The organism is Klebsiella michiganensis (assembly GCA_000963575.1).
Taxonomy (GTDB): Bacteria; Pseudomonadota; Gammaproteobacteria; order Enterobacterales; family Enterobacteriaceae; genus Cedecea; species Cedecea michiganensis_A.
The window spans coordinates 2227156-2238939 of record CP011077.1; the positions used below are offsets into that span (position 1 = coordinate 2227156).

Below are 11784 nucleotides of genomic sequence, written 5' to 3' on the forward strand. Positions count from 1 at the left end.
GGTCTTAAGGAAATCCAGCCTCAGGGTTGGATTATCCTTAGTGCTGATAAAATATATCGCCAGCCATTGCCTGAAGAATTTTCCCTTCGGCGTCGGTAATTAACACATAGTTGCCGCCCATGTAGGTCCAGTGACTGCCGGCCTGTGGCGCAGGGAGATGGCGAAGCTGCCAGCTTTTGATGTTATAGGGTTCGGTACGGTAGATGTCGGGCGCAATGTCGCCTATCTTGTACATTTTGAAATCTGAGGAGAATTCTTTCAGTTCATAGGACTGTGACGACGTGCCGGGTGCCGTCGCTTTTAGCTGCTTATCCCCTGAATAGGCAAAGGCCAGAGAGGGCAGCGCGCCCGCGAGCCATACCGCTGTTAATACCGCTACTTTTGTTGACTTGCGCATAAATTCTCCAGAGTGAATCCAGTCTGCTTTTGTTGATTCCGTATAGGAAGACAACAAATTGTGCCGATTTACTCATTACGCGCTGTATTATTTTGTTAGCAAATCCTCCACTGCGGTGGAGCAGAAATGAAAACGCCTCCCGGAAAGTTTATTTCGCGAGAGGCGTCGTAGGTGGGGGAAGGTCACCGTTCATTAGTCATCCCATTTGTGGCTAAACCAGGCGGCAAGAAAACCGGAAAATAAGATAAATCCCAGTACTGCCATAAATACGTTCATGTTCCCTAACATGGTTAATCCTCCAGGGTTACTGCATTTCTATAGAAATACCTCGCGTGATAAAAAAGGGTTTACTCAGATGAGTAGGGGCTATCATAACGTATACAACTTAAACAATCCCTAACCGCTGGTAAATTATTCGTTTTGTGAAGTAAATGAGTTTCTGTATGTGCCGGGTGAAGTCCGTAGATGTTTCCGGAAGTGATGGCGCAGCGTTGCCGCCGAGCCAAACCCCGTTTGTTCGGCAATATGCTCTATCGGCAGCGTGCTGTTTTCCAGCAGCTCCCGGCAGCGTTTCAGGCGCGTTTGCAGCAGCCAACCGGCGGGGGTGATGCCCGTTGCGGCTTCGAAGCGGCGTAAAAAAGTTCTCGGACTCATGCCGACAAAGGCTGCCAGGCTTGCCACAGAGTGCCGCTCGCTTAAATGGCGCTGCAGATAATCAAACAGCGGCGCAAACCGTTCACCTTCGTACTCGACCGGCACGGCCTGTTCGATAAACTGCGCCTGACCGCCGTCCCGATGGGGCTGTACGACTAAGCGCCGGGCAACGCTGTTTGCCGCGGCTGCACCAAAATCCCGACGCACCAGATGCAGGCCGAGATCGATACCCGCCGCGCTACCCGCCGAGGTCAAGATATTGCCGTTATCCAGATAAAGCACGTCAGGTATCACTTCGATTTTCGGATAACGTGCCTGCAGCGCCTCGGTATAACGCCAGTGGGTGGTTGCCCGTTTGCCATCGAGCAGGCCTGTCGCCGCCAGAACAAACACGCCGGAGCAAATGGACATCAGGCGGGCGCTGCGCGCATGTGCCGCCTGCAGCGCAGTAATCAGCGATTCGGGCACGGGGGCATTGATGCCGCGCCAGCCGGGGATGACTATCAGACTGGCTTCAGCCAGCAAATCCAGCCCGCCATCTACGGCCAGACGAATACCGCCCATCGCCCGCAGCTCGCCGGACTCAATACCGGCGACGGCAAAGCGGTACCAGTTCTCGCCCAGCTCGGGGCGCGGCAGGCCAAAAATTTCTACGGCAACGCCGAATTCGAACGTGCAAAGGCCGTCGTAAGCCAGCGCGACGACGAGAGGGTTTTTAGGCAGGGCGGATGATTTTGTCATGATATTTACGCTAATCGTCATTCGTGCCAGCTGTCAAGAGTCCGTCGCGGGGGCAGAATCAAAGCTCAAACCAAAAGGAGTTAAACATGAGCTACGTGACTGACCACCCGGCGGCTGAGCCAGCAACCATCGCCGCGCATTACCGGCACAAACTGTCCCTTGAAACCGACTGTGCTGACGTCAATGCGGCGATTCAGAGCGGCGATCTCGACTTTGTGCTGCTGCATGTGGTGGGTTCTGATGAGACATTTGCCCGACGGCATCTGCCGGGAGCTATTCATTTGCCGCACCGGTTTATTACCGCCGCCCGAATGGAAGAATGGCCCGACGACACGCTGTTTGTGGTGTACTGCGCCGGGCCACACTGCAACGGTGCCGACCGGGCGGCGTTGAAACTTGCGCAGCTCGGCAGGCGGGTGAAGGTTATGCCCGGCGGCATAACCGGCTGGGAAGATGAAGGTCTGCCTTTCGCCTAAATCAGCGCGCGGAACACCATGTCGCCGCCAAGCAGAACGAGACAAATCAGGAAGCCGCGCTTGAAGGCTAATGGACTGATGCGCTTGCGAATACGCTGCCCGGCAAACAAGCCGATAAGCGCGGCGACAACCGCCATTACCGACGTGCTGATGGCGATTTCCTGCAGCGCCCCGTGCCACCAGAGCCCGGCGGCCAGCGCAAGGGTCGAGAACGTAAAGGACAGCCCGAGAGCCTGAACCAGTTCATCGCGCTCAAGGCCCAGCGACTGAATATAGGGCACGGCGGGGATCACAAACACGCCGGTCCCGCCGGTCAATAACCCGGTGAGTAAACCTATCAATGGTGAAAGCCAGCGTTCGTGGCGGGCGGGGACGTGCAGTGGCCTGGCAAAAAGCGTCCAGAGCGCATAAATGATCAGGGCCAGGCCCAGCGCAACGGTGGTGGCGTGACTGCTGCCCGAAGCTAACAGGCTGCTGCTGCCAATGGTGCCCAGCACGATGGTCAGCATCATCGGCCACAGGCGTTTGAGCAATGTAGCCAGGTTGCCACCTTCATAAAGCTGGAAGATATTGGTCAGAAAAGAGGGGAGAAGCAGCATGCCTGCCGCCGCCACCGGAGAGATCATTGCCCCCAAAATCCCCATGGCGACGGTAGGCAGGCCCATGCCCGTTACGCCCTTGACGGTGCCTGCGAGCACGAAAGTGGCGGCAATGGCCAGACTCAGGCCGATATCATTCATGCGTGCTTTCCTTATGTGCGTCACGGCTGTCCTGCGGGGCCTGTGCCCTATCAAACATGCTGTAATCCCGGATCACACCTGCCACCCTAAGCCGGTAATCGCTAAAAACCGACTGGCGGCCCTGGTGTTGAACGCTGCGGTGCAATTCCTGATTACGCCATTGCTGCACGGCGTCTTCATCGCGCCAGAACGAAAGCGACAGGATTTTCCCCGGTTCGCTAAGGCTCTGAAAACGTTCAATGGAAATAAACCCATCTCTCTCTTCAAGCTGGGGTTTTAACTCTGCCGCCAGTTCAAGATAGCGGCTATAGTGTCCTTCTGCAGGCAGGACTTCAAAGATTACGGCGATCATCAGGTTGCTCCTTATTGTTCTGTCGTGCTAACCCTAATCCATCGTCAGACAGGACGCTTCGCTGAGCATCGAAATATGGAAACAGATTTTCTCGAAACCCGACTTGCCGCCGTTGCCGCTGCCATTGCGGACAAAACCCGCGCCAGTATGCTGTGCGCGTTGATGGATGGCCGGGCCTGGACGGCAACCGAACTAAGCATTATGGCTAATGTGGCACCGTCAACGGCCAGCAGCCATCTGGCAAAATTAATGGAGCAATCGCTGATTGCCTGCGTGCAGCAGGGGCGACACCGTTACTACCGGCTTTATAGCAGTCAAATTGCCGGGGCGCTGGAAGGATTAATGGGATTAGTTGGCCGCGATGATGCCGTTATGCGCACCAAAACCCCCGGCAATCTTCGGTACGCCAGAACCTGCTACGACCATATGGCGGGGGAAATCGCCGTGGCGCTGCATGACGCATTATTTCGCCTTAACTGGCTGGAAGGTGAAGAGTATTCCATCACCGCCCACGGCAAGGAGCAGCTGCAGCTTCTGGGGGTAAAAACCGAACACAGCGCATCGCGTCGCCGCTATGCCTGCGGCTGTCTGGACTGGAGCGAAAGACGTGAGCATCTGGGCGGGCAGCTAGGTAAAGCGTTGCTGCATACATGCGAGCAAAAAGGGTGGATGCGGCGGGATTTAGTCAGCCGAGAGTTGCATGTGTCTGAAAGCGGTAAGCGCAAGCTGGCCGGGATGTTTGGGGTAGAGTTTTGATTATTGCCCGCTTCAACGTGATTTTTAGTCACAGCTATCCGTCTATAAAAGGGCGGTGAATATTTCTTTCACCCTGGATCTGTTTTCCCTGCATGTTCAGAGTACGGTGAACGCGCCGGGAAGATAACGACCTCTCCCTACAGGGGCGAGGGGGAACACACGCCCCGAGCTTTTTTATTCCCTAACCCTCCGGGAGAGGGTTAGGGGGAGGGAAAGTCGCGACGTGGTGGTTGCAGTCAGCCCCGGGTTTAAAGCGAGACCCGGTTCCGGCTTAAATCGTCTCCGTTTTCTCTCCGACTGGCCAGGGGCCGGGCGGAGGGAACGTATTTCATCCGACCCAGGACCGGGAGATAAAACGCAGGTCTGCCGCGGCAGCGGGCGATTTATTGGCCGGGAGTCCGGGCCCTGAGGGGAATGACGGAGATTCCCCTGGGGCGTTCCTATGCTCGGTAGCGGCATAAAACAGGGCTGGAAGTGAATGGAACTTTAGCCATACCTGCATCGAGGAAACTGTGGGCTCAAAAGGGCTCAGGATGAAAAGTTTCGCTCAGCTCAGCCGGTAATGCCGGTTAGGCTTCAGCGCCTCCGGTTTCTCTGCCTCGTCGTTCATATCCCGTAAATCACGCTCAATTGCCACGCAAATGGCATCCAGCGGCAGATCGTTATCCTCTGTACCAAACGGATCTTCCAGCTCTTCGGCCAGCGAGTCGAGGGAAATAAAGGTGTAGGACACAAACACGGAAACAAACGGCGTCATGTAGTGCAGATCGGTCACGAGGGCAAACGGCAGCATGATGCAGAAAATATACACCGTGCGGTGCTGAATCAGGCTGTAGGCGAAGGGCATCGGCGTAGAAATAATACGCTCGCAGCCCCCGGACACCGCCGACAGCTCGTTGAGATGATTGTCCAGGCTGCGCCACAGCACATCGGAAATCACGCCTTTCTCGCGCTGCTGATTCAGCCAGCTTCCCATCAGCATCAAAATGCGGTTACAGGGCGCGTGGCTCTCGCTAACCCAGGCCAGATCCTGCGGGCTCAGGTAACGACTCAGTGTGTCCTGCTGTGGCTTTTTGCGCAGGGTCATACGCAGGCTGTTGCAGAAGGCCACCTGTAAATTCACAAACCGCTGCACCGCCTCAGGTTGATCTCCCGCCAGCGTTTTCACCTCGCGCAGCAAAGAGCGCGACGTAATAGCCAACTGCCCCCACAGCAAACGCGCTTCGTTGAAGCGGGCATAGCAGGCGCTGTTGCGGAAACCGAGGAAAATTGCGATAGCCACACCGAGGATGCTGAACGGCGCGATGGTGAGCTTGATCCCGAGGGTTTCGTACCACGGCAGGAAGAAAATAACGCTAATAGAAAGCAGCAGATTCAGCAGCAGGCGGGAATAGATTTTTTCCAGTACCGAACCGTGCCAGACGAAAAGACGAGCCAACCAGTGTTGATGCGGGCGAACGATCATGATGAGTAACAGACTAGTAACAAGAGACTGTATTTAACGGCAGACCGTGACGCAGATCAATATTTATCGCTACAGAAAATTAACAAAGGCTACCCCAAACTTCCATGAGGTAGCCCCATTTTATCAGGCGAGTTTAAACACCGAGACGGCTTCATTGAGCCGTTGCGACTGATCTTTGAGGGAATGAGCGGCGGCAGAGGCCTGCTCAACCAGGGCGGCATTTTGCTGGGTGACTACGTCCATTTGCAGCACGGCCTGGTTAATCTGCTCAATGCCGCGACTCTGCTCGCCGGTAGACACGGCAATCTCGGCCATTAGCGTGGTGACCTGGGTAATCGAGGCGGAAATGCGCTTCATGCTTTCCCCGGCGCGGTTTACCAGCTCGCTGCCGTCGGTAACCTGCTGGCCGGACAGCTCAATCAGCTCTTTGATCTCTTTGGCCGCCACGGACGAACGCTGGGCAAGATTGCGCACCTCTGCGGCAACTACCGCAAAACCTCGGCCTTGCTCACCCGCGCGCGCAGCTTCAACCGCTGCGTTAAGGGCAAGAATGTTGGTCTGGAAGGCAATGTCTTCGATGATGGAAATAATGCTGTCGATTTTGCCGGCGCTGGTTTCGATATTGCGCATAGAGCCGATCACCCGATCGACGATCTGCTGCCCGTCGTTGGCCGCCGCCAGCATACCGCTGGCCAGGGTGTTGGCCTGATGCGAGCTTTCAGACGTTCGTTTCACCGTGACGGTAAGCTGCTCCATGCTGGCCGCCGTTTCGCCCAGCGACGCCGCCTGTTCTTCGGTGCGGGCGGACAGGTCGGTATTGCCCGCCGCAATCTCTTCTGATGCATAACCGACGGTGGTGCTGGACTCGCGCACCTGGCTGATGATTTCGGTGAGCGACAGACGCATTTGCTCGAGGCTGTGCATCATCTGGCCGATTTCATCATTGGATTTGATATCAATCGAGCGATGCAGCAGGCCGTTGGCAATTTCAGCGCAGTGTGCCTTCGCGGTATCCAACTCTTTGAGGACGCGAACTTTCAGCAAAATAAAGACGGCGGCAAGAATAGCGATAAACAGCGCGGCAAACAGGCCGATGGCGACAAAACTCGAATGAAAACCTGCCTGCGCGTTATCGTTGAGCTGGCGGGCGTGCTGTTCCCGAAACGCCAGCAGCTTATCCAGCGTGATTTCGAACCCGCGATCGAGCGCCGGGATGGTGGCCGTGACCAGTTCAGCGCTGCGGGTTTTGTCATTGGCCTGGGCGGCGTCCAGCAGGGGCTGTAGCCCCCCGTCACGATAGGCGAGCCAGGCGGCTTTATACTCATCGGCGAGGGTTTGCTCACCGGGCTGTTTCACCGCGGTCAGGTAGGCCTGGAAGCTGGAGTCTGCTTTACCCAGGGCTTCTTTTGCCCCAGCCAGGCTCTGGCTAGCCTGCCTGGCGCTGCCGGATTCCATTTCCTGGATAGCCTGCATGGCGCGAACGCGCATCGTGCGGCTGTGGTTAATGGGATCGATCACGGATAACACAACGCGGATTTCACTGTTAACGTCATTGAGGGCGTGATTACTGCGGGTAAGGGACCAAATGTTGGACGCCGTGCTGGCGAGGAAAATAAGCAAAAGCGTGCTGAAAACCAAAATTGAAAAACGCCTGACTGACATAGTACATCCTTAAATCGGTGAAATATTCTTATCCCATGCAGCGGATGAAGGGCATTCAACACTGCTGGCCGTAGGGTTATCGGCAGCGCGAAGGGGATATTTACCGGGCGGGGGATTTAGAGCACAAAGTGTAATCTTTCTGTCATCTGGCTATTTTATAACTCCGGTACCTCAACCACCGATATGTATAAAAACCATGAAATTAAAAACACTTGCCTTACTTTGCAGTACCGTTTTCCCTCTGGCCGTTCACGCTGCGGATGCGCAAGTTGAACGTTACGTTGTCACGTTTCCCCAAGGTGACAGCGTGGCTTACAAAGGTGAATATGCCGCCGGCTTCCCTCATGGACTGCCGGTAGGCGTAGGCTCCGGCCTGACCTTTATGGGCAAGCAGGGCGACGACCTGATCTTTACCACCGTGACGGATCGCGGGCCCAACGCCGACTCCCCGAAAGCCGGGAAAAAAGAGTCCAAGATTTTTGCAAATCCTGACTTCACGCCGCTGTTGATGACCATCCGCGTCGGCAACGGCAAAGCCGAGGCCATCGACGCGAAGCCGCTGCATGATGAGCAGGGGCCAATCAGTGGGCTGCCGCTGCCGGAAGGGCTTATCGGCGCTACCAATGAAATTGCCCTGAGCGATACGCTCCAGCAGCTGAAGAGTGACAAGCGCGGGCTGGATACCGAAGGCATAACGCCGGACGGCAAGGGCGGTTACTGGCTGTGCGACGAGTACGGCCCGTTTGTTATCCATGTGGATGCTGACGGCAAAATCCTGAAAAAATACGGCCCGCAGGCTGAGCACGGCGAACAGGGTGTGGCGGGCGGATTGCCAAATATTGTCAAATGGCGCCAGCCTAACCGTGGGTTTGAAGGCATAACCCGTATGCCTGATGGCCGTATTATTGCGGCAGTGCAGAGCACGCTGGATATTGACGGCAAAACCAAAAACAGCGCGCAGTTCACGCGCCTGGTAAGCCTCGACCCGGCGACCGGTAAAACCGAAATGTACGGCTACCCGATTGACGTGAGCGTCTATAAAAAAGCGAAAGATGCCAAAATTGGTGACATCGTGGCGCTGGATAACCATCGTCTGCTGCTCATTGAACAAGGCGGCGACAAAAACAAACAGATGCGCAACCTGGTCTACGTAGTTGACCTGAACGGCGCGTCCGATCTGGCGGGGTTTGATCGGGAAAAAGCGCCAGAGTTTGATGACGCTGAACAACTGAAGGCGCGCGGCATCAGGCTGGCGAGCAAAAAAGAGGTTGTCGACCTGCGCAAGCTGGGCTGGCAGCAGGAGAAAGCCGAAGGTATGGCGTTGATTGATAACCAGACGATTGCCGTTATCAACGACAACGACTTTGGCCTGCAGGCCGTGCTTGAAAATGCCGAGGACTATCAGGTGGACGGTAAAGGCCACTTGCTGAAAGACGGCGCGGCAGTGGCGACCAAAATCGAGCTGAAACCGCTGGAAAAACCGGAATCACAGAACGATTTCTGGGTAATTAAGCTGCCCGAACCCCTGAAGTAATCATTGCCCTTGCTCCTTTGTCCCCCGACAAGGGAGCAAGCCATTAATGCCAGGCAGGCCAGGAGCACTTTAGAGAAAGGAGTGGCAGGAAAATACGGTATACTGTATATAAACACAGTTATTGTAAGAAAAAGGAATGCTGATGCAAAACTTCTTCTCCGCCACGGCGCAATGCCGCGTGCGCTATCTCGATTTACCCGGCGGGGGTGTACCGCTCCTGTTCATTCACGGCCTCGGCTGCGCGTCCTCTTATGAATATCCCCGGGTCGTCAGCGACCCGGCCTGGAGTTCCCGGCGCAGCATTCTCATCGATTTACCCGGCAGCGGCTATAGCGACAGGCCGCAGGATTACTGCTATAGCACTCGCGAGCAGGCAAAAGTCGTGGCCGAACTGGTGGAGCATCTGGGGCTGCATCGCTTCTTTTTGTACGGCCACAGCATGGGGGGCAGCATCGCCATTGAAGTGGCGGCCGCCATGCCGGGGAAAATCGCAGGTTTGATGGTCTCGGAACCCAATTTCCGTAGCGGTGGCGGGATGTACAGCCGCATGATTGCCGCGCAAACCGAAGACGAATTCGTGACCCACGGTTTCCAGAAAGCCATAGCGGCCAACGAGGCGAATCCGTGGTCCGGTAGCCTGCAAAGCACCGAGCCAACAGCGGCCTGGCGCGCGGCGGGAAGCCTGGTCCAGGGCATTGACCCGGACTGGTATCAGCTTTTTGCTCAGCTAAAAATCCCCAAAACGCTTATTTTCGGTGAGCTTTCGCTGCCGGATGAAGATTTTACCGCCTTCCAGCAGGCCGGCGTGGCAACCGCCATTGTGCCGAGCGCCGGGCATTCTATGTCCTGGGATAACCCGGCCGGGCTGGCGCGAGTGCTGGCCGAGCAGTGCCGGGCGTAATAAAAAAGCCATCCTAAAGGATGGCTTTGACGTTGTTGGCGAAGAGGGAAAAAGCGTGGTTTTTCCCTCTTCGTGGTTATCAGCCGAAAATCAATGAATTGATTTTCCTGTTTCTTTTGACGAATCGTCTGGTATTTCTTCTATTGGTTGAGGTTTGTCAGCGGCCTGAAAGCCATCCCAAAGGATGGCTTTGACGTTGTTGACGAAGAGGGAAAAAGCGTAGTTTTTCCCTCTTCGTGGTTATCAGCCGAAAATCAATGAATTGATTTTCCTGTTTCTTTTGACGAATCGTCTGGTATTTCTTCTATTGGTTGAGGTTTGTCAGCGGCCTGAAAGCCATCCCGAAGGATGGCTTTTAGTTTTAAATCGCTAACTTTTTATTTAACGCCTCAATCTCTTCCCGCCACTGCTTTTGCAGGGCCGGTTTCTGGTGCTTTTCCTTGCGCGCAATATCCTCCGCCAGCTTTTCTTCCAGCTCGATAAGCCGCTCCAGCAGCGCATCGCTTTCGCGCCACGGCGGAGCCGCGGTTTGCCCGAGCTTTGGCTTCGCGTCGGCATCCGGTTGCCCGGCTTCCTCGGCGGTCAGCAGGGCGTACAAAGCGTCCAGGTCGTGCCATTCGCTTAACACGCCGTTATCTACCAGCCAGAAGCGGTTACAGCCTTTGGCGATCAGTTCACGATCGTGGGTCACCAGCAGCACGCCACCTTCAAAGGTTTGCAGGGTTTCCGCCAGCGCCTCTTTGCCTTCCATGTCCAGGTGGTTGGTCGGCTCATCCAACATCAGCAGGGAGTAGCGGGCCAGCGTCAGGCCAACGAACAGCAGCCGTGAACGTTCGCCGCCGCTCAGGGTGCTGACGGTTTGCTGGTGCCGCAGCCACGGGAATCCGGCGCTGATTAACGCCATTTTCCTGTCCTGCTCGCTGAGCGGAGCAAAAGACTCCAGCGCCGCCAGCAGCGAATCACCGTCGTTAAGCTGGTGCAGCGTCTGGTCGTAGTACCCCAGATGCACGCGAGGATGCAGGCGAATACCCTGCTCACGTTCCGGCTGCTGATACTGCTGCCAAAGCAGCCGCAGCAGAGACGACTTGCCGCAGCCGTTCCGGCCTATCACCGCCACGCGGTCGCCGCTTTTCACTCTCTGCAAAGGCAGAGTGAACAGCGGTTCACACCCCGGTGCAGGACGAACCTTCAGCGCTTCCAGCTCCAGTAGCCTGTCGGCGACCAGCGCTTCGCCTTTCAGCTTCAGCTGCCACTGGCTGCCCGCCGTGAGCTCAGTTTGCTCGTCTTTCAGCCGGTCGATGCGTTTCTCCATCTGTTTGGCTTTTCGGGAAAGATCTTCGTTGTCGTAAACCCGGCCCCAAATTGCCAGGCGTTTCGCGCTGGCGGCAATACGGTCAATTTCCTTTTGCTCCGCCTGGTGGCGGTGGGCATCGGTTTTGTCCCGGTCCTCCAGCGCACTGCGCGCCTGTGAACAAGGTAGGGCAAAGAAATGCAGTGCCCGATCGCGCAAAATCCAGCTGCCGTTGGTGACGTTATCCAGCAGGCTGCGGTCGTGCGACACCAGCACAAAGCTGCCGCTCCAGCCGCGCAGGAACTGTTCCAGCCAGAGCAGCGTGGGCAGATCCAGGTGGTTGCTGGGCTCATCCAGCAGCAGTAAATCCGGTTCGCTTATCAGCGCTCGGGCCAGCAGCAGGCGAGTATGCTGCCCGCCGCTCAGCGTACCCGAAGTCAGCCGCCAGTCCGCATCGCTAAAACCCATGCTTGCCAGCAAAGCTTCGGCTCGCCAGCGGTCACTGTCGCGCTGGTTTTCCTCAATCTGCGCCAGAACGGCATCGAGCATGGTCATCGCGTTGAGGCTTTCCGGCAGATGCTGTTCAACCCTGGCCATCAGGCAGCTTGCCGCCCGCGTCACAGAGCCGCTGGTGGGCGAAAGGGTGCCGTCCAGCAGTTTCAGCAGGGTGCTTTTGCCGCAGCCGTTATGACCAATCAGGCCAATGCGGTCGCCTTTTTTCAGGGTAAAAGTGATGGACTCCAGCAGCGAACCGAAAGCGGTATCGAGGTGCAGAGATTGGGCGGTTAATAAAGTGCTCATATGTGCTTACTCAA

12 protein-coding genes are annotated in these 11784 nt (G+C 56.2%); 4 read left to right on the forward strand and 8 right to left on the reverse strand.

All coding sequences use genetic code 11. The annotated features are described in order from the left end of the window. Positions 1-37: 37 nt before the first annotated feature. The 3 genes from VW41_10535 to ftrA all read right to left on the reverse strand — a co-directional run bounded on the left by VW41_10535 (position 38) and on the right by ftrA (position 1807). Positions 38-397 (reverse strand): hypothetical protein, encoded by a 360-nt coding sequence (locus VW41_10535; protein AJZ89438.1) that lies wholly within the window; start codon positions 395-397, stop codon positions 38-40. 192 nt (positions 398-589) lie between these two features. After that, the gene (locus VW41_10540) at positions 590-685 is read right to left on the reverse strand and encodes a membrane protein (GenBank protein AJZ89439.1); all 96 of its coding nucleotides are present in this window, start codon (positions 683-685) and stop codon (positions 590-592) included. A gap of 123 nt (positions 686-808) precedes the next feature. After that, positions 809-1807, reverse strand: coding sequence for a transcriptional regulator (gene ftrA, locus VW41_10545; protein ID AJZ91931.1), 999 nt, complete (start codon positions 1805-1807; stop codon positions 809-811). A 71-nt stretch (positions 1808-1878) separates the two neighbouring features. Here ftrA and VW41_10550 point away from each other — a divergent pair, with 71 nt between their 5' ends. After that, positions 1879-2268 (forward strand): rhodanese, encoded by a 390-nt coding sequence (locus tag VW41_10550; GenBank protein AJZ89440.1) that lies wholly within the window; start codon positions 1879-1881, stop codon positions 2266-2268. Here the strand turns inward: VW41_10550 and VW41_10555 are convergent. Continuing rightward, a complete protein-coding gene (locus VW41_10555) occupies positions 2265-3008 on the reverse strand; it encodes a membrane protein (protein AJZ89441.1) in 744 nt (247 codons plus the stop codon). The genes VW41_10550 and VW41_10555 overlap by 4 nt on opposite strands. After that, a complete protein-coding gene (locus VW41_10560; GenBank protein ID AJZ89442.1) occupies positions 3001-3360 on the reverse strand; it encodes an antibiotic biosynthesis monooxygenase in 360 nt (119 codons plus the stop codon). The genes VW41_10555 and VW41_10560 overlap by 8 nt, the downstream gene beginning before the upstream one ends. A 75-nt stretch (positions 3361-3435) precedes the next feature. Here VW41_10560 and VW41_10565 point away from each other — a divergent pair, with 75 nt between their 5' ends. Further along, positions 3436-4116: an ArsR family transcriptional regulator gene (locus VW41_10565; GenBank protein AJZ89443.1), complete on the forward strand. Its 681-nt coding sequence runs from the start codon at positions 3436-3438 to the stop codon at positions 4114-4116. 547 nt (positions 4117-4663) lie between these two features. Here VW41_10565 and VW41_10570 read toward each other — a convergent pair. Both VW41_10570 and VW41_10575 read right to left on the reverse strand, forming a co-directional pair. Next, complete coding sequence (locus VW41_10570; protein AJZ89444.1) at positions 4664-5581, reverse strand: hypothetical protein; 918 nt, start codon at positions 5579-5581, stop codon at positions 4664-4666. 123 nt (positions 5582-5704) lie between these two features. Next, positions 5705-7243 (reverse strand): Tar, encoded by a 1539-nt coding sequence (locus VW41_10575; protein ID AJZ89445.1) that lies wholly within the window; start codon positions 7241-7243, stop codon positions 5705-5707. Positions 7244-7439: 196 nt separating this feature from the next. Here VW41_10575 and VW41_10580 point away from each other — a divergent pair, with 196 nt between their 5' ends. Then, a complete protein-coding gene (locus VW41_10580; GenBank protein AJZ89446.1) occupies positions 7440-8777 on the forward strand; it encodes an esterase-like activity of phytase family protein in 1338 nt (445 codons plus the stop codon). Between the two features lie 142 nt (positions 8778-8919). Beyond that, on the forward strand, positions 8920-9678 hold the full coding sequence (locus tag VW41_10585) for an alpha/beta hydrolase (protein AJZ91932.1): 759 nt from the start codon (positions 8920-8922) through the stop codon (positions 9676-9678). Positions 9679-10039: 361 nt separating this feature from the next. On the opposite strand, the gene VW41_10590 is transcribed toward VW41_10585, so the two are convergent. Continuing rightward, a complete protein-coding gene (locus VW41_10590; GenBank protein ID AJZ89447.1) occupies positions 10040-11770 on the reverse strand; it encodes an ABC transporter in 1731 nt (576 codons plus the stop codon). Positions 11771-11784 lie beyond the last annotated feature (14 nt).

Bases quoted from the DNA above. Each gene is read 5' to 3' on its own strand.
- VW41_10585 (AJZ91932.1), top strand. From the start codon at position 8,920: ATGCAAAACTTCTTCTCCGCCACGGCGCAATGCCGCGTGCGCTATCTC.
- VW41_10535 (AJZ89438.1), bottom strand. From the start codon at position 397: ATGCGCAAGTCAACAAAAGTAGCGGTATTAACAGCGGTATGGCTCGCG.
- VW41_10575 (AJZ89445.1), bottom strand. From the start codon at position 7,243: ATGTCAGTCAGGCGTTTTTCAATTTTGGTTTTCAGCACGCTTTTGCTT.
- VW41_10565 (AJZ89443.1), top strand. From the start codon at position 3,436: ATGGAAACAGATTTTCTCGAAACCCGACTTGCCGCCGTTGCCGCTGCC.
- VW41_10590 (AJZ89447.1), bottom strand. From the start codon at position 11,770: ATGAGCACTTTATTAACCGCCCAATCTCTGCACCTCGATACCGCTTTC.
- VW41_10555 (AJZ89441.1), bottom strand. From the start codon at position 3,008: ATGAATGATATCGGCCTGAGTCTGGCCATTGCCGCCACTTTCGTGCTC.
- VW41_10570 (AJZ89444.1), bottom strand. From the start codon at position 5,581: ATGATCGTTCGCCCGCATCAACACTGGTTGGCTCGTCTTTTCGTCTGG.
- VW41_10580 (AJZ89446.1), top strand. From the start codon at position 7,440: ATGAAATTAAAAACACTTGCCTTACTTTGCAGTACCGTTTTCCCTCTG.
- VW41_10550 (AJZ89440.1), top strand. From the start codon at position 1,879: ATGAGCTACGTGACTGACCACCCGGCGGCTGAGCCAGCAACCATCGCC.
- VW41_10560 (AJZ89442.1), bottom strand. From the start codon at position 3,360: ATGATCGCCGTAATCTTTGAAGTCCTGCCTGCAGAAGGACACTATAGC.
- VW41_10540 (AJZ89439.1), bottom strand. From the start codon at position 685: ATGTTAGGGAACATGAACGTATTTATGGCAGTACTGGGATTTATCTTA.